General features: G+C 57.1%; 22 protein-coding genes and 2 tRNA genes. 9 read left to right on the plus strand and 15 right to left on the minus strand.

Annotated features, from left to right (window positions below):
* Positions 1–2: 2 nt before the first annotated feature.
* From O3298_RS25755 to acs, 8 genes are all read right to left on the minus strand, one after another.
* Positions 3–263: a carboxypeptidase-like regulatory domain-containing protein gene (locus O3298_RS25755; RefSeq protein ID WP_305060878.1), complete on the minus strand. Its 261-nt coding sequence runs from the start codon at positions 261–263 to the stop codon at positions 3–5.
* Positions 264–280: 17 nt separating this feature from the next.
* Entirely contained in the window at positions 281–1,120 is an 840-nt protein-coding gene (locus O3298_RS25760) for a serine protease (RefSeq protein ID WP_305060879.1), read from the minus strand.
* Between the two features lie 1,513 nt (positions 1,121–2,633).
* Positions 2,634–2,834 carry an AlpA family transcriptional regulator gene (locus O3298_RS25765; RefSeq protein ID WP_305060880.1) on the minus strand — a complete coding sequence of 67 codons (201 nt, stop codon included), beginning with the start codon at positions 2,832–2,834 and terminating at the stop codon, positions 2,634–2,636.
* Positions 2,835–2,970: 136 nt separating this feature from the next.
* A complete protein-coding gene (locus O3298_RS25770) occupies positions 2,971–3,837 on the minus strand; it encodes a phage integrase N-terminal domain-containing protein (RefSeq protein ID WP_305060881.1) in 867 nt (288 codons plus the stop codon).
* Between the two features lie 1,002 nt (positions 3,838–4,839).
* Positions 4,840–5,478 carry a DUF4102 domain-containing protein gene (locus O3298_RS25775; RefSeq protein WP_160309316.1) on the minus strand — a complete coding sequence of 213 codons (639 nt, stop codon included), beginning with the start codon at positions 5,476–5,478 and terminating at the stop codon, positions 4,840–4,842.
* Positions 5,471–6,781, minus strand: a complete 1,311-nt coding sequence (locus O3298_RS25780) for an integrase arm-type DNA-binding domain-containing protein (protein WP_305060882.1) — start codon at positions 6,779–6,781, stop codon at positions 5,471–5,473. Before O3298_RS25780 ends, O3298_RS25775 begins: the two co-directional genes overlap by 8 nt.
* 231 nt (positions 6,782–7,012) lie before the next feature.
* Positions 7,013–7,103: transfer RNA gene (locus O3298_RS25785), tRNA-Ser, on the minus strand.
* 184 nt (positions 7,104–7,287) lie between these two features.
* Positions 7,288–9,294 carry an acetate--CoA ligase gene (gene acs / locus O3298_RS25790; RefSeq protein ID WP_289906323.1) on the minus strand — a complete coding sequence of 669 codons (2,007 nt, stop codon included), beginning with the start codon at positions 9,292–9,294 and terminating at the stop codon, positions 7,288–7,290.
* 308 nt (positions 9,295–9,602) lie between these two features.
* On the opposite strand from acs, the gene O3298_RS25795 reads away from it, so the two are divergent.
* The 6 genes from O3298_RS25795 (at position 9,603) to O3298_RS25820 (ending at position 14,936) form a co-directional block, all read left to right on the plus strand.
* Positions 9,603–10,217 carry a YqhA family protein gene (locus O3298_RS25795; protein WP_077400355.1) on the plus strand — a complete coding sequence of 205 codons (615 nt, stop codon included), beginning with the start codon at positions 9,603–9,605 and terminating at the stop codon, positions 10,215–10,217.
* 105 nt (positions 10,218–10,322) lie between these two features.
* Positions 10,323–11,864, plus strand: a complete 1,542-nt coding sequence (locus tag O3298_RS25800; RefSeq protein ID WP_099665278.1) for a fumarate hydratase — start codon at positions 10,323–10,325, stop codon at positions 11,862–11,864.
* A 66-nt stretch (positions 11,865–11,930) separates the two neighbouring features.
* Positions 11,931–12,776, plus strand: a complete 846-nt coding sequence (murI, locus tag O3298_RS25805) for a glutamate racemase (protein ID WP_099665279.1) — start codon at positions 11,931–11,933, stop codon at positions 12,774–12,776.
* Between the two features lie 142 nt (positions 12,777–12,918).
* Positions 12,919–12,994, plus strand: a tRNA-His gene (locus O3298_RS25810).
* Positions 12,995–13,400: 406 nt separating this feature from the next.
* Positions 13,401–13,700: a hypothetical protein gene (locus tag O3298_RS25815; protein WP_305060883.1), complete on the plus strand. Its 300-nt coding sequence runs from the start codon at positions 13,401–13,403 to the stop codon at positions 13,698–13,700.
* Between the two features lie 18 nt (positions 13,701–13,718).
* Complete coding sequence (locus O3298_RS25820; RefSeq protein WP_305060884.1) at positions 13,719–14,936, plus strand: hypothetical protein; 1,218 nt, start codon at positions 13,719–13,721, stop codon at positions 14,934–14,936.
* A gap of 7 nt (positions 14,937–14,943) precedes the next feature.
* Here the strand turns inward: O3298_RS25820 and O3298_RS25825 are convergent, their stop codons facing one another.
* Positions 14,944–15,393, minus strand: a complete 450-nt coding sequence (locus O3298_RS25825; protein ID WP_305060885.1) for a response regulator — start codon at positions 15,391–15,393, stop codon at positions 14,944–14,946.
* A 289-nt stretch (positions 15,394–15,682) separates the two neighbouring features.
* On the opposite strand from O3298_RS25825, the gene O3298_RS25830 reads away from it, so the two are divergent.
* The 3 genes from O3298_RS25830 (at position 15,683) to O3298_RS25840 (ending at position 19,490) form a co-directional block, all read left to right on the plus strand.
* Positions 15,683–17,797 carry a TonB-dependent siderophore receptor gene (locus O3298_RS25830; RefSeq protein ID WP_305060886.1) on the plus strand — a complete coding sequence of 705 codons (2,115 nt, stop codon included), beginning with the start codon at positions 15,683–15,685 and terminating at the stop codon, positions 17,795–17,797.
* Positions 17,798–18,125: 328 nt separating this feature from the next.
* A complete protein-coding gene (locus O3298_RS25835; protein ID WP_099665284.1) occupies positions 18,126–18,785 on the plus strand; it encodes a PEP-CTERM sorting domain-containing protein in 660 nt (219 codons plus the stop codon).
* Positions 18,786–19,040: 255 nt separating this feature from the next.
* On the plus strand, positions 19,041–19,490 hold the full coding sequence (locus O3298_RS25840; RefSeq protein WP_035825219.1) for a hypothetical protein: 450 nt from the start codon (positions 19,041–19,043) through the stop codon (positions 19,488–19,490).
* 552 nt (positions 19,491–20,042) lie between these two features.
* Here O3298_RS25840 and O3298_RS25845 read toward each other — a convergent pair.
* The 6 genes from O3298_RS25845 to dusA all read right to left on the minus strand — a co-directional run bounded on the left by O3298_RS25845 (position 20,043) and on the right by dusA (position 25,459).
* Entirely contained in the window at positions 20,043–20,408 is a 366-nt protein-coding gene (locus tag O3298_RS25845; RefSeq protein ID WP_289906328.1) for a hypothetical protein, read from the minus strand.
* A gap of 162 nt (positions 20,409–20,570) precedes the next feature.
* A complete protein-coding gene (locus O3298_RS25850; RefSeq protein ID WP_305060887.1) occupies positions 20,571–21,143 on the minus strand; it encodes a hypothetical protein in 573 nt (190 codons plus the stop codon).
* A gap of 167 nt (positions 21,144–21,310) precedes the next feature.
* Complete coding sequence (locus O3298_RS25855; RefSeq protein ID WP_077408994.1) at positions 21,311–21,658, minus strand: energy transducer TonB; 348 nt, start codon at positions 21,656–21,658, stop codon at positions 21,311–21,313.
* Positions 21,659–21,718: 60 nt separating this feature from the next.
* Positions 21,719–23,479, minus strand: coding sequence for a methyl-accepting chemotaxis protein (locus tag O3298_RS25860; RefSeq protein ID WP_289906331.1), 1,761 nt, complete (start codon positions 23,477–23,479; stop codon positions 21,719–21,721).
* Positions 23,480–23,999: 520 nt separating this feature from the next.
* Positions 24,000–24,464, minus strand: coding sequence for a hypothetical protein (locus tag O3298_RS25865; RefSeq protein WP_305056923.1), 465 nt, complete (start codon positions 24,462–24,464; stop codon positions 24,000–24,002).
* A complete protein-coding gene (gene dusA / locus O3298_RS25870; RefSeq protein WP_305060888.1) occupies positions 24,464–25,459 on the minus strand; it encodes a tRNA dihydrouridine(20/20a) synthase DusA in 996 nt (331 codons plus the stop codon). The genes O3298_RS25865 and dusA overlap by 1 nt, the downstream gene beginning before the upstream one ends.
* Positions 25,460–25,547 lie beyond the last annotated feature (88 nt).

The raw sequence follows: 25,547 nt of genomic DNA on the forward strand, positions 1-25,547 counted from the left end.
TTTTAATAATGCATCTTAATTATTGGCGCAAATCGCTCTGCGCTGAATTCTGATAACCTTGCCATTCCGTGCAACCCAGATTTTGTAGTTGCAGTTAAAGAGAAATTTCCGCAAGGAGCGACCAATCTAAATTTACCCTCCACGCCAGTAATACTCGCGATATCATGAACTTCACTCTCTTCAGAATGAATTGTTACATATGCTCCCGCAACCGGTTTTCCAAGCTCATCAAGAACGCAGCCTTCCACAAGATCTTTGCTCATGACTCCCTCCAGTACAATTACTTCAAAGCATCAATAAAGGCCAAGGTTTCGGTGGTAATCCGAACACCCGAATTACCTAAGGATGCTTTACCGGTCCCGCTCGAATGAACACCTACAACAATCGGTATATGATTTTCTTCTTCATAGACCCATATAGGTGATCCACTCTGGCCACCCTCAGTATCCACATCATAATAAATCTTCGACGAGGAGACTTTTAATATTCGATTAGCATGATGAAGTTGTATTTCGCCCGCACGGCTACCTGGATATCCAGATATATTTACCATACTATCAGTTAAAAAATCGTCTGATTGACATCCTATTGAAAAATAGCCTAAAATCGAACCAATATCTTCCTCAAGCAATATTGCACCATAATCGCAGTTTTCATCTTCATCATCGACCCATTTCTTAGGAGCTCGGAAATTAGTGGAGGTAAAGAATTTTTCTGGACTAGTCGTTTCAGAACGACCCGGAAAAACCTTTACCGAAGTTACCCACCCTCCGTCGCTTTTATCATATACACAATGCCCTGCCGTAATGATTAATTTTGGACCAGCAATCCAGCCGGTACCTAAATATCTATTCCCACTAGCCGACATCATTTCGAGCGAGCAGATCATTCGCCAAGGATACATCTCCGGCTCAGCAATTTCCACGCGGCGATCATTAGTACCGAGTATTGACTGCCCGAAACCTTGCCGTTTTAATATAGGTTCGGTTTTTTTTCCTTTTACCAGCACCAAATTATCGTTTAAGTTAATTAAATAACCTTCATCCCCAATTAACCCGGTTCGACGATCTTCATAAAATTTTTTCACCTTTTCCCGTACAGCATCGTGGTTGCTTGCCATTAAATTTCGCAATTTTTACCCTTTCCAGGTAGTTGGTCCAATGCGCCAAAGGTTGCCCTCACATATGGCAAAGTATTTTCTTCATCATACACCTAGCCATCTGTCAATGCCATATTTCTTCAACACTCCGCAAGCTTCGCTGTCCAAAGCTCCCTGCCCGGCGACTATCCACCACCTGTGTACTTGAGAGCAGGCAACGTACTTGTTCGTATGCTGCACAATACGAGTTCGGCTGACTTAAGTATTGGTAGAGCTATTGCTGAATGGATTACAACTAAGCAAAACAAGCTAGCATCTAACGATCAAAGGAAACACATGGCCACGCTTCAAGAATACACTACCAAGATCGCAGAACTGCAACAACTTACAGAAGCAGGGTGTAAGAACGAACTAGCAGGCGCGAAAGTACCAATTACTGCCATTATGTAGGACAATAGTCTAAACACTAACGACCTTAAGTAAACCAAAACGGAGACTGTCACGTCCACCTCTCTGTCGCAGTAAACTATCGCGATAATGCAACTAGCGAAACCTGTCCACTTCTGACTTATTTCTCTATACTTGAGAAAATTGGTGGAATATATTTACGAAAAAATATGACCTGCAACTTTACCAACTGAATAAAGCTCGCTTTCGCCCTTTACTCATCCTTCAATATTCCAAATAATATTGAAATTTTATCAGTGTTGCGAAATAACATTTTTCACGATGGAAGCCTTGTTTCTAAGAACTCAAAGATAGGTATAAATGTGGTTTTTCGCATGATCATTGATAGCGCGAACCTTTTAACTAATGCAAAGACTGTCTGGGATGGCATATATCATGACGAAATTTCATATTATGTTACGAAAATTGACATAAAAACTTCAAGAAATAACAAATGAGGTAGTCCACGAGTGTAAAAAATCATTCATCAATGGCACAACTCTTGCAATACCTCCTTCGCCGAAGGAGTTATTGTAAATATTTGTTTTTATGTAAATTTCAGGAAATTAATATTTAATTTTCCGCTACAACCACGAAAAATACAGTCAACCAGACCAAATTGTGTAGTGGGGACAGGTCCAGTTTCGGTTTTTTGTGTACGGCGCAAACTTGCTATTGACGGAATTTCACTGGTCATACTGGGCTTGCGGTCATTAGCTGCACTAAGACCGTCGACGCGAACGCCGAAACGTCAACTCAACCTATTGCGACCTGACCTGCACGCTGTACAAACAAGATTACTCGACGCAACTATTAACCATTTTCATATTGTGGTATCGAGACAAACCTCAAACTATCAATCTGTTTTAAGGCAATACAGCATTTTAACAGCACGAGGGGATGGCCACCGCTGCGCAGCGTCATACACGGGCCTGAGAAGCATCCACTGTGCAATCCAAACCCGCTGACGATCCATGGCGCAACGACCTAAATAAATGCGATAAGTGCTAGTCATATCAATAACGCCCTCTGGTTACCTCTTACGAGGGTGGGGCGCTTCTGATCCAGAAGTTGCTCAACCTCTTATTCAGACACCCCGACGGCTGGCATCAATACAGCGCTGCTGCCATTGAGCGATCTCTTCCGCGTCCCAGGCGATAGACTTGGGACCGATAGGAATAGGTGCTGGCAACACGCCTGCCTTCACCTTGCGCCAGATTGTGGCGCGGGACCAGCCGGTGGCCTCGATGACCGCAGGCAAGCGGAGGAATTTTTTAGTCGTGGTCATAAGATTCTCCTTCGATTGATGAACAGCAAACAATGGAAAGTCGTGCCGACTCTCCGCGATCATTCCGGCAGCGCCAGCGCTGCCCCTTCTGTATCTCTTCTATTCCATGCGCTGCGGCCCTGATACAAGTGGGGGGTCATCTCCCCAGGTAGATAGACGTGACCTGTTGACGGCCATGCCCCATCTCCGTCGAAATCTTCAGCCGCGCAGCGTTATTCGCCAACTTTTGTGAAGCATCCAGCTGTCTCGAACTCAGGCCGCCACAAGCTGGACAAGGTCGGCCGGTCAACTCGGCATAGCGCCGCTGCGCGTACTCATGGCGCAGCCCATGCACGCCATGGATGCCAGCCTTGTCGCACTGGGCACGAAAGCGGTTCAACTGGTCCCGATAGCGCAACTGCGCCGGAATCAAGCTGCCTTTTCCCGCCAGTGCCTTGGCGGCTTCCAGCACTGCGCGCTGCTGCATGGTGACTATCGGCACCTCCCGGTACTTGCCGCCCTTGGTCCAGCTATCCTGCAACCGCAGGATGTTCCCGCCATCGGCCCATCCCGGCTTGATCTTGATGCTTTCCTCGCGCCGCAAACCAAACGCCGCCTGTAGCTGCAGGGACATGCGCGCATACGGATCGTTCACGCGGGCCAGCGTGTCGGCGTCCAGCACCTTCGCCTTCGAGACATTGGTGACAAACACCCGCTCCGCGATGCCGTATTCGCCGTTGGTGCGCGCAATGATGTTCTCCTTGCCGATCTTCTCGGCCCACCAGCGCAAGGCGCTCATGCGATTCTTGATCGTGCCGGTACTGATACCATCCTGCTTCCACTTGTCGAGCAGCGCCGCCACGTGCTTCGGTTTCAGGCTGTCCACGCTCATATGCTGAAAGCCCCGTTCCGCCAGGTCGTTGGCGCACAGGTTTAATAGGCGCTCGCGGTCGGCCTGCGTCGCAAAGCTGCCATCCCGGTTGCGGTGACACAGTTGCTTGAGCTGGTAGTTCAAGTCGCGCATGGCAAAGTCATCCTTCCGATCATTGGTTTTTACATCGATGCCGCGTGGTGTAATCCTGTCAGGTAAGTGTTTCTGGCCACCCTCACTGCCTCGGCAGAAAAGGTTGAATCAAGGGCCTCGGGACACCACTCCCGTGTATGCGGTTGCTGTTACTGCCTGCCCGCGCCGCATGCGCGTGTGGCACCGCTGCGCGCTCCCGGAGGGAGCCGCCGCAGCAGGGACCAATCACCCAGGGTCCATGGAGTGCACATCGTGCACGGATCAACTTCTATTAATCAGCCCGTAGCGGGCAAAGGACATCGCAGGGCTTGCCTGCTATGCGGAGCGCCTGGCCCCATCACTGAACAACATCACGCGGTGGAATTCCGCTTGCCGCCTAGGCCTATGCCGTCGGCGGTGCGTCGTCACTGGCAGCACGCCGCCAGTAACGACGCGCGCACGTAGCCATGGCATGTGACGGCATGCATGCCAGCATCGCACTCGCGGTGACGATACTGGCGGCTCTGAAGCACACGCGCTGGCGGCGGCCGCGATGGCATCGCATCGCTGGCATTTCTGCTGACGGTGCGGCTTGCGGCAAAGCCATGCTGTGCTTTATAGGGTTCGCTACCTCGCGGGGTATGCGAACCAATCAGGGCAGGAGTCTTGCTCCTGTTTGAAGGAGCGCCCATCGGGCGCAATCATCCAGGCAATCCGTCTTGCGGATTGTGGGATATGAAGACGCTGAAGGCAGCGCTTTATCGTGCCGAGATGTGCATGCTTCTGCATGGCCCGGCGATATATATGTCTAGCAGAAACTGCTAGGTATCATGGTGGCGGGTAACGACCGCAACGCCTATGCCGCTAAGCACAGGTACATGCTCGATGCATGCCCTCGTGGGAGCGATTCCCACATAAGAGAGCTTCATTCTATGCCTGCTATCGACGTTTGCAAGTGGTTCGTTTCGTCAAGTGCGCTTTTCGTAGTACGCAGAATTGGAACCCGGTCAAAGACTCCGATAACTACTGCATGTTGTCGCCCTGGCGACGTACCCGCCTCCTTGACTCCTTCATCGCACTAACCAATTGGTCCATGCTCATACCGTTACGTAAATAACTGGCAGCGAGCGCCGTCGCGACACCCTCCAACTGACGGGAGACGACCTGCAAACCAGCCTGTTCAATTTGCCGAATGGCTGCTTGCTGGATACTGTGCTGTGCTTCACTGATGGAAATGCGCTGCAATGCCGGAAATAAGGCGGTTTCGAGGTGACGGATAGCGAGCAGGGTCGCCCGCCGAATGCTGGTCTGCACATGGCCCCACTCCGGCTCATCGAATATTTCGTCGATTGGAATAGGCTTTGGCAGTGGATGCAATTTTTCTCGATTGAATTCTGTGTGCGGGTCCTGCTGCTGCTCCAGCAGCTGATGCGCTGCAAGCCTGTGTTCTCTCGCTTTGGCAATGGAAACTTCAGGGTACCGGCCAAAAGTCAGAACGCTTTCGCCACCGCTTTGCTGGAGATACTTCATGCGCCAGACCTTGCTGCCGCTGGGCTGCACTGCGATGTACAGACCAGCCCCATCGAATAGTTTGTATATTTTGTCCTTCGGAGCAGCTTGCTTAATAAGCTCATCCGTGAGGCGCAATACATACTTAGACATGGTGCCCTCCTGTTCCACCATCCCGGCTGAATTCGCCACTGACCAGCGTTAATCTGGGTATCAGCGGCGGCGCTCCCTTGCCGCTGACGGCATCGATGTAGTCGGCCCAATCCTGCATCATCCGGCGCCGTTCCGCCAGGAACTGCGCCCGGTCATAGGCGCTGGCCACCTTGTCCTTCGGTGCATGTGCCAGTTGCCGGTCCACGACTTCATGCCGGTAGCCCAGGCGCTCCTTGATGGTGCTCATGGCCAGCGCCCGGAAACCATGGCCAGTCATCTTGCCCTTGTATCCCATGCGTCCAAGCGCCACCAGTATCGTGTTGTTGCTGATCGGCTTTTCGTGGTCGCGCTGATTCGGGAACAGGTACTTGCTGCGGCCCGTGATCGCGTGCAGTTCGCGCAGCAGCTCCAGCGCCTGGCGCGACAGGCATACGTGATGGTTGGTCATATCCGGATTGACGGTCAGCTTGCCACGCTTCATGCGCTGCCATGGAATGATCCACTCGCCGCGCTCCAGGTCAATTTCACTCCAGGGCGTTTCGATCAACTCGCTGGTGCGCACAAAGCACAGCAGCATCAGCCGCAGCGCAATGCGGGTCGGCGCGAACATGCGTGCTTCGTTGCGGTCCAGAATGGCCAGAAACTGCGGTAGTTCGTCGGCGTTGATGGCGGCGAAGTGTCCGGCGCGGACGGTCTTCAACACATCCTTCATATCGGTGACCAGATTGCGCTCTGTGAATCCGCATTGAATCGCGTAGCTGAAAATTGACGCACATAGCGCTCTCAGGCGATGGGCGACTTCACTTGCGCCACGCTCCTCGATCTTGCGCAGTGCGGCGATCAGATCGCGGTGCTTTATCTCATCGATCGGCATGCGGCCGATGGCTGGGAAGATGTCCGCTTGCAGGCGCTGGATGGTGTTCTGGGCGGTGCGTTCGCTCCACGTCGGCACTTTATTGCCGTGCCACTCGCGCGCGATTTTTTCGAAGGTGTTGGACGCCTTATCCTTTGCCAGGCGTTTGGCATCGTCGCGATGCTTGGCGGGGTCGATTCCTTGCAGCATCAAGCGCCGCGCAGCCAAGCGCTTTTCACGCGCATCCTGCAACGTAATTTCCGGATAAGGACCAAACGTCAGTGCGTTCTCCTTGCCGTTGGCCTGGCGAAACTTCCAGCGCCAGATGCGAGACCCGCTCGGCATGACTTCCACGAACAGGCCGCCGCCGTCGGACAGCTTGTATGGTTTATCCTTTGGTTTGGCGTTTTTGACCTGGAGTTCGGTCAGCGGGACAATGAGCTTTGCCATGGTGGTCTCCTTCGCAAATGCGTCTGGAACCACTATAGGACAGTTATGCGGGAATGGCAGTCAAGGATGGGGGAATCCGGCCCGGAGCATTCCCTCAAAAAAGTTGGATATCCTGAAATGCCTTGGCACATCCCGAGACGCTGAAAAACGAAAAAACCGCTTAGAATCAAGGCTCTAAGCGGTTTTTGAGGGACTTCCTGAGACGTCCTGATCTTACTTAATTACTATCCGTGGCGGAGAGAGGGGGATTCGAACCCCCGATAGGCTATGAACCTATACACGCTTTCCAGGCGTGCGACTTCAACCACTCATCCACCTCTCCTGCAGGCAATGCGTCTACTTGCTCGCATTGCGTACTATTTCTCGCTTGTCGCGAAGCCGCAGATTATAGCAAAGATTCTACGGACTGCCAAAGTTATTTACCGTGGGGTAAAAGTTAAAGCTGGCAACGACAAGCAGCAGCCCAACAGAGGCCATGGTCGGCCCCCGCAGGGACCGACCTTTCATTACGACGCTTCCTTCAACTGCTCCAGGATGGCCGGGTTTTCCAGGGTCGAGACGTCTTGCGTGATCGTCTCGCCCTTGGCCAGCACGCGCAGCAGGCGGCGCATGATTTTGCCGGAGCGGGTTTTCGGCAGGTTGTCGCCGAAACGGATTTCCTTCGGTTTCGCGATCGGGCCGATTTCCTTGCCGACCCAGTTGCGCAGCTCCAGGGCCAGCTTCTTCGCTTCCTCGCCGGTCGGACGCGCTTGCTTGAGCACCACGAAGGCGCAGATCGATTCGCCCGTCGTGTCGTCCGGACGGCCCACCACGGCGGCTTCGGCCACCAGCGGATTGGCCACCAGGGCCGATTCGATTTCCATCGTGCCCATGCGGTGGCCGGACACGTTCAGCACGTCATCGATGCGGCCCGTGATGGTGAAGTAGCCCGTGTCCTTGTTGCGGATGGCGCCGTCGCCTGCCAGGTACATCTTGCCGCCCAGTTCTTCCGGGAAGTAGCTGGACTTGAAACGCTCCGGGTTGTTCCAGATCGTGCGGATCATCGATGGCCATGGGCGTTTTACTACGAGGATACCGCCCTGGCCGTTCGGCACGTCCTGGCCCGCTTCGTCGACGATGGCGGCCATGATGCCCGGCAATGGCAGGGTGCAGGAACCGGGGACCATCGGCGTCGCGCCCGGCAACGGGGTGATCATGTGGCCACCCGTTTCCGTTTGCCAGAAGGTATCGACGATCGGGCATTTCTCGCCGCCGATATGCTTGTAGTACCACATCCACGCTTCCGGATTGATCGGCTCGCCGACCGTGCCCAGCAAACGCAGGCTGGTCAGGTCGTAGTTGCCTGGATGGACTTTCGGGTCCACGTCGGCCGCCTTGATCAGCGAACGGATGGCCGTTGGCGCCGTGTAGAAGATGCTGACGTTGTGCTTCTTGATGGTTTCCCAGAAACGGCCCGCGTTCGGGTAGGTCGGGATGCCTTCGAACACCACTTGCGTGGCGCCTACGGCCATCGGGCCATACGCGATGTAGCTGTGGCCCGTCACCCAGCCGATATCGGCCGTGCACCAGAAGACGTCGTCAGGCTTGATATCGAAACTCCACTTCATCGTCAGCGCGGCCCACAGCAGGTAACCGCCGCTCGAGTGCTGCACGCCCTTCGGCGTGCCGGTGGAACCCGAGGTGTACAAGATGAACAGTGGATGCTCGGCATCGACCCATTCCGGTTCGCATTGCGCCGACTGGCCTGCGACCAGGTCGTGCAGCCATGTGTCGCGGCCAGCCACCATCGGCAAGTCGCTGCCCGTGCGCTTGTAGACGATGACGTTTTTCACGGTATCGCAGCCGCCCAGCGCCAGCGCTTCGTCGACGATGGATTTCAATGGCAACTTCTTGCCGCCGCGCAATTGCTCATCGCCCGTGATGACGGCCACGGCGCCCGCGTCGATGATGCGCTCCTGCAAGGATTTCGCGGAAAAGCCGCCGAACACGACGGAATGGGTGGCGCCGATGCGCGCGCAGGCTTGCATTGCAGCAACGCCTTCGACGGACATCGACATATAGATGATGACGCGGTCGCCCTTGGCGATACCCTTGGATTTCAGGCCGTTGGCGAACTTGCAGACTTTTTCGTGCAGTTCTTTATAGGTAGCCTTGGTAACGGTGCCGTCGTCCGCTTCGAAGATGATGGCCGTCTTGTCGCCCAGGCCATTTTCGATGTTGCGGTCCAGGCAGTTGTACGACACGTTCAGCTGGCCGTCTTCGAACCATTTGTAGAACGGAGCATTGTCTTCGTTCAGGGTGCGGGTGAACGGCTTTTTCCAGCTCAGGTTTTCGCGCGCCAGCTTGGCCCAGAAGCCTTCGTAGTCGGTTTCCGCCTCTTTCACCATGGCCTGGTACGCGGCCATGCCGGAAATGGTGGCTTGTGCGGCAAAGGCCGCCGATGGTTCAAATACGCGCGACTCTTCTGGTCCTTGCTGCTGCGTGCCCTGTCCTTGGTTTTCTGTAGCGGCCATGCTTGTCTCCAGTGTAGTAATTGTTTGCTAACACGATAAGCGCCATGTCTTACGGACGCCTTACATTGCGCATTTTCTGCAGCGTTTTCCTCCGTCAAGGCTAACCATAAGCGCCTTCGGCGATGGGCGTCAAGGGGACGCCGTACAGTATTTTCACTGGGAAAATGCCTGGCGCGCCGAAGCTTCAATACCACTTTGTCTTTCATCAAACCCAATAATACAGAGCAAGGCCATGCGCAGTAATCGACAGCAAGTGTAAAATGTCGGGCATGCCAAAAATTGGTATTTACTCCCCCAGGAACCCCTACATGATCGACCACCTACCACCGTCTGCCAAACATACCAAGCTGCATCCATTGTCCGCCTTCATCTTCATGTCGCGCTGGCTGCAGTTGCCGCTGTACCTGGGCCTGATCCTCGCACAATGCGTGTATGTCTTCCATTTCTGGGTGGAATTATCCGACCTGATCGGCGCCGTGTTCGGCAATGATGCAGCCCTGCAGCACGTACTGACGGCCGTCGCCGTGCCCGGCAGCGCCCTGCCGACCAAGCTGAACGAAGCGACCATCATGCTGGTGGTATTAGGCCTGATCGACGTGGTCATGATTTCGAACCTGTTGATCATGGTCATTATTGGCGGCTACGAAACCTTCGTTTCGCGCATGCACCTCGATGACCACCCAGACCAGCCGGAATGGTTGTCGCATGTAAATGCTTCCGTACTGAAGACGAAATTGGCGATGGCCATCATCGGTATCTCGTCCATCCACCTGCTGAAGACTTTCATCAATGCCAACTCCTACAAGATGGAAGTGATCATCGCGCAGACGGTGATCCACATGGTCTTCATCATTTCCGCCATGGCGATCGCGTACACGGACCGCATCATGACGGTGACACAGAACCAGGCACGACCGCATTAAACCCGAAGCCCATGGCTGCCAGCAGCGGCCATGGGCTTTGTCATTCCAATGCAGTAACTAGTATTAGTAAAGAGTCTTACCCTTCTTATCTACCGCGAGAACACCATGACTGTCATAAAGCAAGAAGACCTGATCGAATCCGTCGCCGCAGCGTTGCAGTACATTAGCTACTACCACCCTGCTGATTACATCGAACACCTGGCGCGCGCCTACGCGGCCGAGCAAAGCCCGGCGGCAAAAGATGCGATCGCGCAAATCCTGACCAATTCGCGCATGTGCGCGGAAGGCAAACGTCCGATTTGCCAGGACACGGGTATCGTCAACGTCTTCCTGAAAATCGGCATGGGTGTGCGCTTCGAAGGTTTCAGCGGCACGGTTACCGACGCCGTCAACGAAGGCGTGCGCCGCGCGTACAACTTCGACGACAACAAGCTGCGCGCCTCCATCGTGGCCGACCCGCATTTCGACCGCAAGAACACCAAGGACAACACGCCAGCCGTCGTGCACATGGAATTGGTTGAAGGCAATACCGTCGACGTGAAAGTGGCTGCCAAGGGCGGCGGTTCGGAAAACAAGTCGAAAATGATCATGATGAACCCGTCCGACTCGCTGGTGGACTGGGTCATGAAGACCGTGCCGACCATGGGCGCCGGCTGGTGCCCGCCAGGCATGCTGGGCATCGGCATCGGCGGCACGGCCGAAAAAGCCATGCTGATGGCAAAAGAGGTGTTGATGGAAGACATCGACATGTTTGAGCTGAAACAACGCGGCCCGCAAAATAAACTGGAAGAATTGCGTATCGAGCTGTGCGACAAGATCAACTCGCTGGGCATCGGCGCGCAAGGCCTGGGCGGCCTGACGACCGTGCTCGACGTCAAGATCATGATGCACCCGACACACGCCGCGTCGAAGCCCGTCGCCATGATCCCGAACTGCGCCGCCACGCGCCACGGCCACTTCGTGCTGGACGGCTCGGGCCCTGCCTACATGGAACCGCCATCGCTGTCGTCGTGGCCGGAAGTGCACTGGACGCCGGACACGGAAAAATCCAAGCGCGTCGACCTGAACACCCTGACGAAGGAAGAAGTCGCTTCGTGGACGCCGGGCCAGACCTTGCTGTTGAACGGCAAGATGCTGACGGGCCGCGACGCCGCGCACAAGCGCATCCAGGACATGCTGGCCAAGGGCGAAGAATTGCCGGTCGACTTCAAGAACCGCGTGATTTACTACGTCGGCCCGGTCGACCCGGTGCGCGACGAAGTGGTCGGCCCGGCCGGCCCGACGACCGCCACGCGCATGGACAAGTTCACCGACATGATGCTGGAACAGACGGGCCTGATCGCCATGATCGGCAAGGCCGAACGGGGTCCGGTCGCCATCGAATCGATCCAGAAACACCAGTCGGCCTACCTGATGGCCGTGGGCGGTTCCGCCTACCTGGTGTCGAAAGCCATCAAGGGCGCGAAAGTGCTGGGCTTTGCCGACATGGGTATGGAAGCCATCTACGAATTCGACGTCGTCGACATGCCGGTGACGGTGGCCGTGGACTCGAAAGGCACCTCCGTGCACAACACGGGCCCGAAAGAGTGGCAGGCGAAGATCGAGCAACTCAATAGCGTCAGCAAGATTCCCGTGACGGTCGCTTAAACAAGCACTACCATTAACGCCGCGCGGCAACACAGCGCGGCGTTTTTTTATCCTCTTCGGCTTTATATGACTTCTATTGCAAGCAATGCCCGCCCGGACGCCCCCATCGGCATTTTTGATTCCGGCGTGGGCGGCCTGTCGGTACTGCGCCATATCCGCGCGCAGCTGCCGCAGGAAGACCTGATTTACTTTGCCGATTCCGGCTATGCCCCGTATGGCGACAAGACGGAACAGCAAGTGATCGACCGTTCGCTGGCGATCACCGCCTTTTTATTGCAGCAAGGCGCGAAGGCGCTGGTCGTGGCATGCAACACGGCCACCATCGCCGCCATCAAGGCGCTGCGCGCGCGCTACCCCGACCTGCCCATCGTCGGCGTCGAACCGGGCTTGAAACCGGCGGCAGGCATCAGCCGCAACGGCAAGATCGCCGTGCTGGCCACGGAACGCGCCTTGCGCGGCGACAAACTGCTGGCCTTGCGCGAGCAGGTGAGCGCCGCCACGGGCGCCACGTTCATCTTGCAGCCCTGCATCGGCCTGGCCGACCGCATCGAGCAATGCGAGCTGGGCACCGATCCGCTGGACGCCACCAGCGCCATGCTGGAACGCTACATCGCCCCCATGCTGGAACAAGGCGTCGACACGCTGGTGCTGGGCTGCACGCACTACCTGTTCGTGCAGGACGCCATCGAACGCACGGTGCGCGCCCACACGCAGGAACAGATCACCCTGGTGGACACGGGCGACGCCGTGGCGCGCCAGCTGGCCCGCCTGCTCGATGCGGCAAGCTTGCGCCGCATCAACAACGACGCGCCACGACTGCAAGGCTACACGACGGCCAAGGTCGAGTCCCTGGCGAAAGCCTTCGCCGGTTTGCTGGACTTGCACCCGCCCGTCGAACACCTGTCCGTGTGAGCTGGGTGAGCAAAAGCGACCGTTTTCATGCAATCTTTCGATTCTTTAAAAAAGACTGCATTTAGATTTGCCACTTTGCCGAGTTCTTTGTATAATTCGGCACCTGTTCAGCAAAACAGCTAAACAGGTAAGTAAGACAGTGGTGGCTGTAGCTCAGTTGGTAGAGTCCAGGATTGTGATTCCTGTTGTCGTGGGTTCGAGCCCCATCAGCCACCCCACAGAATAATGAAGAGCCCGGTTTTCGAACCGGGCTTTTTCTATTTCAGAGCCAGTTCTATCATTGCCACGAGTCACTGCGCCTCAAGCACTGCCTGTCCATACTAGTTATCTTGTGTTGACCAGCATCTTCACCATGCCGACAAGTAGAAGCGCCGGTCTCGCCGATGTCAAAGCTCCACCTTTCCCTGCTCGGCTAGACTATGCCGCCACAACAGCACACCAGGCATTGCCCTTCCGGAAATCCCCCCCATTTAGTGGCTACCTGCTCCCCATTTTTTCACACGCACCGCCCCAAGCAACACAGCTCACCCAACCGCTCCAGTGGCCAACTCATCTGCGCGACGCAATGCAGATAAAGTAAAGAGCTTACAAGCGCTCCGGCCTTGCAGCGCATTGGCGAACCATATGGATGGCTGCGAGAGGGATGCGGGATACTCAAGTGACAATGCAACAATGCTTGCATCGCCTCGCGCACAAAAAATTATCGGCGATGGCGTTGCTGCCTACCATGACCATTGCGATGTTTGCCACATCGGGGGATTCATTGCAAACTTCAATCCAGTAAAAAATCTCAGCATTATTTCTAATGAACGATACGAGATTCAATCGATAACCTCATTTCATTTATCTGGAAAAGATGCTTTCCTATCCTTGAAAATTCAGCTAACTTACCAGATTATCATTCACCCGCCACCTCCCCCCTAAAAGAACGGACTATCTAACGTGAGCAGCTTATTTACAGGCATACAATCATGGTTCGAGAGCAAGAATCACGGACGTTATCTGGCATTGATTTTAAATGAAATTGGAAATCGCAAACCGGAGCCGCTGCTAGCTTTCGTGGCGAAAGCATGCAAAATCAACCGAGCAACATTGAAAGGTGCAACCTTTCAGAGCGAATACAGTTTCAGGGGCAGTAAAGGAGTACGCCGCGCAGACCTCGCGATCTTCCTGAAAGACGAAGAAAAATTCCCAGCTATCCTGATCGAAATAAAGTATCACGACAAACCTATCAAAGAAACCGAAACCAAGCCCGCACAACTTGACGACTACGTCGCCTGGAAGGATGAGCATCCTGATCGAAAGGTAATGATATTGTCACGCGAATTGTTTTTCGCCACTGGCTGTATTACAAGAAGATGGGGAGATCTGGCGCGAGAGCTACGACCATATTGCGTCAAATCAGATCTTATAGCCATGCTGGTCACTTATCTCGAAGAACAAGGAAACGTCATGCAAGATATAAATAACAAAAATTTGATCGGTTTTTTCAAGCGCCTAGTTTGCAGTAGCCGCAATGCCGGTACGCTGGCGAACAATCTTGACGGCCCGGCAGAATTCAGCAAATTTCTTTCCAATATGCGCTTATTGGCCGTCACGTTTGACCACCAATTCAAAAGCGCATGGAACAACGCCATCGAAAATAGCGACGATACTGAATTTACCAACGGCACCAGAATTGCCACTATTGATTTCCGGATAGTAAATCGGACAAGTACCAAAAATCAAAGCAAAGCTTTTGAAGACGACGATGACAAGCAAGGTTGGCTATCCCAATCAGTCAAAAATGGTGGAAGGATCATCGCCTTTGCGCGTCATGCACTGGGTCATGGCCATGGCAAGTACATGCGCATTGAGTATGGCTTCATTTTTGACGTGGAACCGGGCGACGATACTGCTGTTAGCTTATATGCCCAAGCCCATGGAAGTCTCTTTGGCACCGACTCAGCCACGCCGCATATTTTTCACCAACAAAAAATTAATCTTGAGCATGTCACAAAGTACGCAGAAGTAAACGGTGAAAAGACTGAAATGAAATTGAACAAACTGCTCGGAAATGTCATTGATGAGCTGCTGCTGGATCCTAGCAATCTCTTCAACCAGCAAAAAGAGGCACTTGAGTCGTTGAAAAAATCCTTGGCTGCAGGCCGGGATTTCTAGTCAATCCTTAAGCAGTTGCCAGCACCGACTGCACCGTCGTCGCCAGGTCTTCCAGACGTACGGGTTTCACGAGGAAGTGGCGAAAGCCAACGGCCAGCGCGTCGTCCATGTACATGGGCAGGCTGTGGCCGGTGACGGCGATCAGCACGGCGTTGGCCGTTTCGGGGTTGTGGTGCAGGCGGCGGCCGATTTCGATGCCGCTGATGCCGGGCATTTCGATGTCGAGGTAGACGGCGTCGGGCACGCACAGCTTGACTTGCTCGACGGCCATCTGCCAGTTGCGCACCACCACCGCGTGGTGGCCCAGCGCTTCGAGCAGCATGGCCAGCGATTCGCCCACTTCCTGGTTGTCGTCGACCACCAACAGATTCAATTTGCGCGCAGCACTTGCCGGCTGGTCGCCCTGGCGGCGTTCCACGGGGGGATTGCCTGGTGTCGTTTCAGTTGTCTGGCTCATTGTACGTTCACGTCTGACGGCTGCAAAAACGGGAGTATACAAGAAGCGCGCGCAATGCCGCCGCACCCGAGCACTGGTGCCAAGCGGCAATCAAGACCGCCCGCTGTACCGCGCCAGCAACACTTCCCCACCCTGCGGGCAGGCATACCATCACTACGCAATATTCGCAATTGACGGATAAAATGAGAATCATTATCATTCTTATCCCCTTGCGCAGGATGCCCACGCCACGATGTTGTCGCGCCGCCCAAAATGCCCGCGCAACCATTGTCCCTACGGAGATCCATGCATGGCCGCCACACTTTCCCCACTGCCTTTTTCGCTGCGCCCGTGCGCGCTGGCCATCGCCCTCGCTTGCCTGGGCACGTCGCTTGCCGCGCAGGCACAGGACGCCAATACGGCCAGTACCGCCAATGACGCCGGCCCCATCCTGGAATCCATCCAGGTCAGCAGCAACCTGCTGGGCACCAGCATGGCCGCCAGCACGAAGAATTTCGCGGGCGCCCGCACGGTGGTGCAAAAGGATGACATCGAAAACTCGGGCGCGACCAGCCTCAGCGACGTGATGCGCCGCATTCCCGGCGTGCAGATCAGCGACAACTCGGGCAGCGCCGGTAGCGCCATTTCCCTGAATATCGGCGTGCGCGGCCTGGCCGGACGCTATTCACCGCGCAGCACGGTCTTGCTCGATGGCATTCCGATGTCGGTCGCGCCGTATGGCCAGCCGCAACTGTCGTTCGCACCCGTCAGCCTGGCCAATGTCGAAACGGTCGACGTGGTGCGCGGCGGCGGCGCCGTGCGCTTCGGCCCGCAAAACGTGGGCGGCATCATCAACTTCAAGACGCGCCGCGTGCCCACCACGCCAGGCATCACGGGCGACGCCACCGTGCGCTACAACTCGTACAGCGAAGTGGGCCACAACACGCAGGCCAGCGTGTTTGCCGGCACCCAGCTCGACAGCGGCCTGGGCCTGGCCGTGCTGTATTCCGGCATCCGCGGCAGCGACTGGCGCGTGGGCAGCGATGAGAAGGTCAACGACTTCGCCCTCAAATTCCGCTACGACCTGAGCCCGACGGTCGAGGTGTATGGCAAGCTGTCCTACTATGACGTGACGTCGCGCACGCCGGGCGGCCTGACTGCCGCGCAATACAAGCAGGACCCGTTCCAGAACACGCGCCCCACCGACTTCTGGAGCGGCGAGCGCAAGGCCTTCGACATCGGCTACCTGAATGCCATTTCCGGCACGCAAGAATTCGAGGTGCGCGCCTACTACAACAAGAGCTCGCGCGAAAGCACACTGATCAGCGGAAAAAACCTGGGCCACCAGCCGCGCAACTATGAAACGACGGCCATCGAACCGCGCTACACGCAGCGCTTCATGACCGGCAAGGTCTCGCAGGACGTCACCGTCGGCTACCGCTACCTGGTCGAACGGGCCGATGAAAGCATCTACAACGTCGTCATCGCCAGCGGCGTGCAGCAGGCGCCGACGCGCTTCGCCAACAACTCCACCGATGCGCAAGCCGTGTATATCGACGACAAGATCGCCATCGACGCCTGGCGCATCACGCCGGGCGTGCGCTACGAGCACATCAAGACGGTGCGCTTCAACCACTTGCCGACCGACCAAAAGATCGAGTTGCTCAACAACAAAGCCCTGCCGTCGCTGAACGTGGCCTACTTGCTCAACAACAACGTCACCCTGTTCGGCAATTACAACAGCTCGTTTGGCGCCGTGCAAAATACGCAGCTCAATGCGCAATCGAGCAAGAACCCGCTGCAGCCGGAACTGGCGAAAACCGCCGAGCTGGGCGCGCGCTGGAAGAGCGGCCGGCTGTCGGCCGAGGCGACCTTGTTCAACATCAAGTTCGACAACCAGATCCAGTCCGTCGGCGGCGGCGAGAACGTCGTCTTCTACAACGTGGGCGCCACGCATCACCGGGGCCTGGAATCGGCCGTCGACTACCACTTCGACCAGTCCGGCCCGCTGGCCGGCTTGAACGCCTACGCCACCTACACCTACACCAAGGCCACCTTGCAGGATGGCGTGAACGCGGGTAATGACGTGCCCTTCTATTCGCGCACCACGGACACCGTCGGCGCCCACTACCAGCTGGGCGCCTGGGGCTTCGACCTGTCGAGCAGCCACCAGAGCCGCCAGTTCGCCGACGAGGCCAACACCGTGGCGGAAAACCTGGCCGGCAGCGTGGGCGTGATTCCCGGCTTCCGCACGTGGAACACGCAAGTGAAATGGAAAGTACCGGGCCAGAACGGCCTGGAACTGGTCGCCGGCGTCAACAACCTCGCCGACAAGCGCTATTTCACGCGCACCTCGGACGGCAACCTGGGCAAGCTGGTGGGCGCGCCGCGCATGGTTTACCTGCAAGGACGGCTGGCGTTCTAGTCCCGCGCACGTCGCGGCTATGGTATCAATAGCCGGGCGCACACGCGGGCGGCACGCAAAAAAACCTGCATCGTTGTTGTTTCGATGCAGGTTTTTTTACGTCCCGATGTCACAAAAATACTCCAGGGCAAGCAGCCTCAGGGTCGCGCTCACCCTGCGCCAGCACTGCAATTGGTTCACCATGGAAATTAATGCAATTTTGAACACGAATGATTTCACAATTACAAATATTTTTATCGTGCAGCAGTTTTTTTCGTGAGTTTTAGTGATATTCTTTAAATGTCATTTAGGAAATGAAATTAACTTTTAAATAATATAACGGACCCACATGAAAATGCCTGCTACCCTCTTCAAGATCGCCGCGCTGGCCTCCCTGATCACTGCCGGCGGCGCCAACGCCGCGACAGAACTGGTCGTCAACGGCAGCTTCGAAAGCAATGCCATCACCACCCCGTTCGCACAATTGAGCGCCGTGACGGGCTGGACCTCGTCCGTCAGCGGCAATACGGCCTTTGAAATCCAGAAGGGCGCCACGCAAGGCGGCCAGAGCGGCTTCAACCCCGTCGCTGCCGCCGGCACGCAATACCTGGAACTCAACGCCGAGCGCCTGACGTCCGTGTCGCAATCGCTCGCCACCACGGCCGGCGGCACGTATGCGCTGTCGTTTGCCTACTCGGGCCGCCCGAATACGCCAGGCGGCGCAAGCAGCCTGATGAACGTCTACTGGGGTTCGACCCTGCTGACGCCAACGGCCCTGGTCGGCAATACCACCGGCGTGTGGCAAACCTACAGCCAGAACGTCACCGCGCTCGGTTCGTCCACCTTGCTGCGCTTCGAATCGATCGGCCCGGCCTCCGCGCCAACCTATGGTTCCTACCTGGACAACGTCTCGGTGACGACGGCCGTGCCGGAACCGGAAAGCTACGCCATGATGCTGCTGGGCCTGGGCTTGCTGGGTTTCATGGCACGCCGCAAGACTGCCGCCTGAGTCTGAAGTCGTCGTGCAACAGCCGCTCCGCCACCAGGCCGGGCGGCTTTTTTATGGCCCAAACGGAAGCATAATTCCCAGGAAATGTTGCCAAAAAGAATTAAATTGACGCTACAATAGCGGGGTATCAAGCAATGCCAAGCATCGCTCCGCCAGGGCCACTACCCCGCCCTGATCATCAGCACGCATTTTTTGAACAGGATGACTGGCGCTGCCGGGCCCGATCACGCTCCCGGCACGGCCACCACACGCACCATGTCTGCAGAAAAAACCATTACCGAAACGAGTTCCTACGGCAAGGAAACGCCCGTGGGACGTCCCGACATCGATGGCCGCGCCGGCATTTTCGTGCCCACGGCGGAATTTGACATCGACAACACCACCACCATCCGCAAGGGCGCGGGCATTGTCGGCTTCGGCAACCTCGATGGCACCCTGACCGTGTATTTCGAAGCGAACCGTTTCGACGAAAGCAATCTGCACAAGTGGGAACACAAGGCGCGCAAGGCGTATGACCGCATGGTCATGGGCGCGCCCACGGTGTCGAAGGCGAAAATCGATGCGCGCATGCTGGAACAGGTCGGCATCATCGATGGCATGGGCATCAATCTCAAGCATCCGGAACGCCTGACGCACTGGCTGGCGATCTCGAACGTGCCGGACACGGCGCCGGAAGAGCCTGTAGTGCGCTGGAAAAACCGCTAAGTAATCCTCAGGGAATTATTGTGAAGTTATGACGAACAGAACCGGATGCCATGCAAGGCGCCCGCTGCGACGCAGTGCGAGCACTGCTAGCAGTGGGCAACACCGCAGAGCGCCGGTTATAGAAGTCAGAAATCGGAATAATTTATTGGGGGGTTACTCAGGCAGTCGGAGAGCGAGGCGGGGCGCCAGGCACGAGGTGTTGTCCTACATCGTGGCGGACATTCATCCGATGCCCAAAGGCATCGAGTCATCCTATGATGAAAGCCTGACCACACCTCACACCACTCAGGAGTACGACATGTCCCGCCTCATCCCGATCAGCTTTGGCGCCTTGCAAATAGGTCTGGCAGCGGCGGCGATGTACATCCTGTGCTCGGCGGACGTGCTGCACCAGAGTTCCGTGTATTTCCACTGAGTTCATATTACGTCACAACTCTCACCAAATTGTAGCGAGCGGCAGTGAGTCGTTGGGGAGAAGCGCAGCTGTACTTTAGTACAGCGAGCATCGCAGCCCGCGAATCGCTACGCGCAGTAAATTTGGTGGGATGTTGACTAGCGGCGGCCGTAGTAGCGTCCGTGCCCGCCCCAGCCGCCGCGGTGTCCACCGTAGCGCCCAAAGCCAAACATGAAGTCCAACCCGATCGATACGGGCGGATTGTAATAATACGGTTGCGGCGCGTACACGGGCGCCGGCACATACACGGGCTGCTGCACGTACACCGGTTGCTGCTGCACATACACGGGTTCATTCGTGTATTCCACGCGCGATGACTGCACCGGTTCGGACGAGACCGTATGCCATTCATAGGGATTGTAAGCCCCCTGAGGCGCGCGCGAACCGTAATACGCGGGACCGGGTGGCGCCACGACGCAGCCCCCCAGGGCGGCCAGCGAAATTACTGCCAACAGGGTTTTCATTGCAATTCTCCTCGGGTACCAATACTGGTGTACTACCTTAATTAAGTACTATAAGAAATTACGCCGCGCTTTGCTGTGCTTTTACCGATTGTTACACCCCGACGCACGCCGCAACATGAAGTGTCGCAAAGCCGCCACAAACGGCGCGCGCGGCATGTTTCCTCAAATAAACGGTATCGCACAGGTATCGATGGCCTTGCCGGCCGCATCGTAGCGCTGCACGCACACCTGGTAGCGCACGCCGTAATCGAGCTCCATCTGCTCGACCTTTCCATACTTCAATTTCCAGCTGGGCTGCACCTGTTGCCGGCCAGCCAGCGCGGCCACATCCTGCGGAATCGCCATCGCCGTCTGCGTCTCACCCAGGCGCGCATCCTGGCGCCGCGCCACGTCGATAGCCACGCTCACGGCCAGGTCGACGCCGCCGTCCGCATACTGCAAAGCGGGCGCGCCGCGCTGCGCCCGCATCACGCCCCAGGCGCACGGCTTGCCGCCCGCCTCGCATTGCTTCAGCTGCGCCAGCGGAAAATACTCAGGGGCAATCTTGCCATCCTTGATGGGCCAGCTGGTGCGCACGCCGTCGCGCTTGCCCGTCAGGGGATTGTCCCAGCTCAGGCTATTGACGACGGCCACGGTCTGCCCCGCCTGCAAGCCCACGGGCGTGCCCAGCGAGGCGCAGGCGGAAAGCAGCATGCCGGTGGCGGCCAGGAAAGAAAGTGTCAGGATGCGCTGCATGGTAGGCCTCTTGTGGTGGGAGATCCCGAAGGTATGTTTCGAGGGTAACAGAATCGGCGGCGACAGTGCCGTTGGCTGGCGCACATAACACTACGGGCGGCACCCTTGCAGGCGCCGCCCGTAGCGGAGAGCTCATGCCGGGAGCCAGGCTCCCGGCAATAGGTGGATCAGTCCAGCTTCCAGGCGTAGTCGACCTTGGTCCAGGTCTGCGCTGCGGCGCCATCCTTGGTGCCCGGCTTGAACTTGCACGCGGACAGGGCCTTGATGGCGGCCTTGTCCAGGTTCTTGAAGCCGCTGCTCTTCTCAACTTTCGAATCGGCAACGCTACCATCGGCATTGACCAGGAAGGACATCGTCACGGTGCCCTGCTCTTCGTTCATCAACGAAGCTTTCGGATAGTCGGCCTTGCAATTCTTGGCATCGAACGACGCCGGTACCTCGGCAGCGAAGGCTGCGGAAGAAACGGACACCAGCAAGGCTGCTGCAACACTCATCAAACGCTTATTCTCAAACATGTGCTTCCCCATGATTATCAGATACGGTAATTACAACTTCCTGTGCGCTGTTGGCCGCGCTTAAAACTCTTCCCACTCGTCATTGCTGCCAGCGCTTGCCGCCTTGCGCGGCGCCGGAGCAGCCACGGGAGCTGCCGCTTCCGCCTTGCGTGCCAGCGATTTCACCGGGCGTAATGCGGGCGCCGGCTTGCGCGCGGCAACCGGCGCAGCCACAGCCGCCACGGGGGCCGGTACATACGCTGCCGGTTTCTCTTCGCCTTCGACCAGTTTGAAGATGCTGACCACGTGGGCCAGTTCGGCCGCCTGGTCTTGCAAGCTTTGCGCCGCGGCGGCAGCCTGCTCCACCAGGGCCGCATTTTGCTGCGTCATGCCATCCATCTCGATGATCGACAAGTTGACCTGCTCGATGCCGGCGCTTTGTTCTTGGCTGGCACTGGCGATCTCGCTCATGATGTCGGTGACGCGGCGCACGCTGTCGACCACTTCGCCCATCGTCACACCGGCCTGGCCCACCAGACGCGTACCGCGTTCCGTCTTCTCGGCCGAGTCGTCGATGAGGATCTTGATTTCCTTCGCGGCGCCAGCGGAACGCTGGGCCAGGTTGCGCACTTCCGACGCCACGACGGCAAAGCCGCGGCCTTGTTCGCCGGCGCGTGCCGCTTCCACGGCCGCGTTCAGCGCCAGGATGTTGGTCTGGAAGGCGATGCCATCGATCACGCCGATGATGTCGACAATTTTCTTCGCCGATTCATTGATCGAGCTCATGGTGTCAACCACCTGCGACACCACTGAGCCGCCCTTCAGGGCCACGTCCGACGCCGTGGCGGCCAGCTTGTTGGCTTCCCGCGCATTGTCCGCATTCTGTTTCACGGTCGAGGTCAGCTCTTCCATGGCCGACGCCGTTTTTTCCAGCGCGCTGGCCTGCATTTCCGTGCGCGACGACAGGTCGATATTGCCGTCGGCAATTTCACGCGACGCCGTGCCGATAGTTTCCGTACCGACACGTACCTGGCCGACGATGCCCACCAGGCTGTTGCGCATTTCCTTCATTTCCGCCAGCAGGCTGGAATTGTCCGATGGCTGCGTGTGGATGCCGATCGACAGGTCGCCATTGGCGATGCTGCCGGCGATCGATGCCGTGTAGTCAGGCTCGCCGCCCAGCTGTTTCAGCAAGCCGCGGGTGATCACCAGTGCCGCCGCCACGCCCATCGCCACGGCCAGTACGCCGAGGATGATCATGAACAGGCGCGCGCTGTCGAAGGCCTTGCGGGCGTCCGATTGCATCTGCTCATTGAGCTTGTCTTCCAGCACGGCCAGTTGCTCCAGCGCTTCCATCCATTTTTTCTGTACCGGGCGGATTTCCTTGATCATCACGCGCGTGGCGCCTTCCGCATCGTTGGCCATCCACAGCGCGGACGCCTTGGCGATGGCAGGCATGGCGGCGGCTTCGTATTCCTTGATCGAGGTCAGCAGGGCTTTTTCTTCAGAAGTCGACTCGACGGCGAATTTCTCTTCGAGCTTCTTCTGCGTTTCCTGATAGGTGCTGGTCTGCGTCTTGATACGCGCCATTTCCGGCTCCATATCGCTCGCGTCGGTCATCAGGGTCAGGATGCGCAGCGAGGTGATGCGGTCGCTGACGTTGCCACGCATGTCGATCACCAGGCGGGTGACGACGTTGTTGACATTGATCACGTGATCGAGACGTTCCTGGATTTGCGCCATGCGCGCGATGCCGAGAACGGTCACGGCCACCAGCAGAACCAGTACCAGGGCGAAACCCAGGCCCAGGCGGGTACCAACCTTCATTTTTGCTAAATTCATTTCGGCTCTTCGTAAATGAAACTATTGATAAGGATTTTTGCCCGGCACGACAAGACGAAGGCTGCGCAACACCGGCATCCGCCCTTACCCATTGGTATGCTGGCGGTATCCGGCCGCACGCAGCCTGGGGTACTTCCTGGTCTACAACAGCCCTGAAAACCACCAGTGACTGCGAATGCAAATTTGTTCCACGGACTGAATTTTTGACACCGATGATGTGAGATCAACATCAAACATTCATATGAGAAATATTTGTCTATAATCAATTATAGGTGTAAATTTTGCCTCAAAGCAAGCAATAAGTACCTGAATAAATGGCTGATTAACTTTCTTCGGGGAAATGGCAACAACGCCGTTTCTTGCCCCATAGAAATGCCCCACGACAGTGCGGCCGTGCGCCGAAACAGCGCATTTACAACACATGGCATAGCCATATGACATCGTTTCGGAAGTGGTATTCAGAGGAGGGGGTGGTGCGGACAATACCAGTGCACCGGGGTACCGGTATAGACAAGTTTGCTCAGCGGTCCCAGCTGCAATGCATCACATAGGCATGACGCTCTGTGCCAAAGACAAAGACGCTCCAGATGGCGCCCAATTGAGCGGCCAGGCTGCGCTGGCCAGACGATACCAGTTGATACCAGCGGGGCGCACTGCCCAGCAGTTCGGCCAGTTCGTTCTCGAAACCATCGAACAGGCGCGCGTCGAGCGGCTGGCGGTCGGCCTCGCTCGCCGGGTGCAAGCGCTCGAGCAGCCACTGGCGCGGCGTGCACAGGACGCCGCTGCACACCACGCTCTCGATCGGCTGCAGGCGCATGCCGTCCGGCGCGATCTCCAGCGCGCGGCACAGCGCGTCGAACGCCGCCTGCGGTGCGATGGGACCCAGACAGGAGCATGCGAAAAGGCTGCCATCGTCCTTCAGCGCGCTGACGGCTTGCAGGTAGCCGTCAATCTGGCGCGCAAGGCCTTGGCAATCGCCGCTCATCAGGCAGGCAACGACAGGCGCGCCGCCGCTTCCAGCAGCAAACGCGGGTCGCCCGAGGCCAGCTTCTTCGAATCGGACAAGGTCTGGCGGAAGCCGCGCGCGCCGGGCAGGTTTTGCATCAGGCCCAGCATGTGGCGCGTGACGCTGTTCAGTTTCAAGCGCCCCGCTTCTTTCTCCAGCTGCGCACTAATATAAGGAATCATCGCTTCGAGCACCTGTTCGCGCGTCTTGACGGGGGCGTCGTCGCCGTAATAGCGCTGGTCGAACTGCGCCATCACGTACGGATTGTGATACGCCTCGCGGCCCAGCATCACGCCGTCGAGGTGCTGCAGGTGCAGGTCGATTTCCTCGAGCGTCTTGATGCCGCCGTTGATAATGAACTCGAATTGCGGAAAATCACGCTTCAAACGGTAGGCATAGTCATACTTGAGGGGCGGCACTTCACGGTTTTCCTTCGGACTCAGCCCTTTCAGGATGGCGTTACGCGCATGCACGATAAACGTCTTGCAGCCGGCGTCGGCCACGGTGCCGACGAAATCGCGCACGAAGTCGTACGACTCGCTGTCGTCGATGCCGATGCGGTGTTTCACCGTGACGTCGATATCGACCACGTCGCGCATGGCTTTCACGCAATCGGCCACCAGTTGCGGCTCGGCCATCAGGCAGGCGCCAAACGCGCCCTTTTGCACGCGCTCGGACGGGCAGCCGCAGTTCAGGTTGACTTCATCGTAGCCCCACTGCTGGCCCAGCTTGGCGCTGGTGGCCAGGTCCTTCGGGTCGCTGCCGCCCAGCTGCAGCGCCACCGGATGCTCTTCCTCGTTGAAGCGCAGATGGCGCTCCACGTCGCCGTACACGAGCGCGCCCGTCGTCACCATCTCGGTGTACAGCCAGGTGTGGCGCGTGATTTCGCGGTGGAACTTGCGGCAATGGCGGTCGGTCCAGTCCATCATGGGGGCAACGGACAGGCGGCGGGAAGGCAAAGAAGAGGAAGTCATGGTGTCTACAAAAAACAGGAGCTGCAAATGACAAACCCGCTGCGCGCCTCACCAGTGACGGTGACGCGGCGCAGCGGGCCGGAGCGGC

The organism is Janthinobacterium sp. SUN137 (assembly GCF_030587265.1).
GTDB classification, from domain to species: Bacteria; Pseudomonadota; Gammaproteobacteria; order Burkholderiales; family Burkholderiaceae_D; genus Janthinobacterium; species Janthinobacterium kumbetense.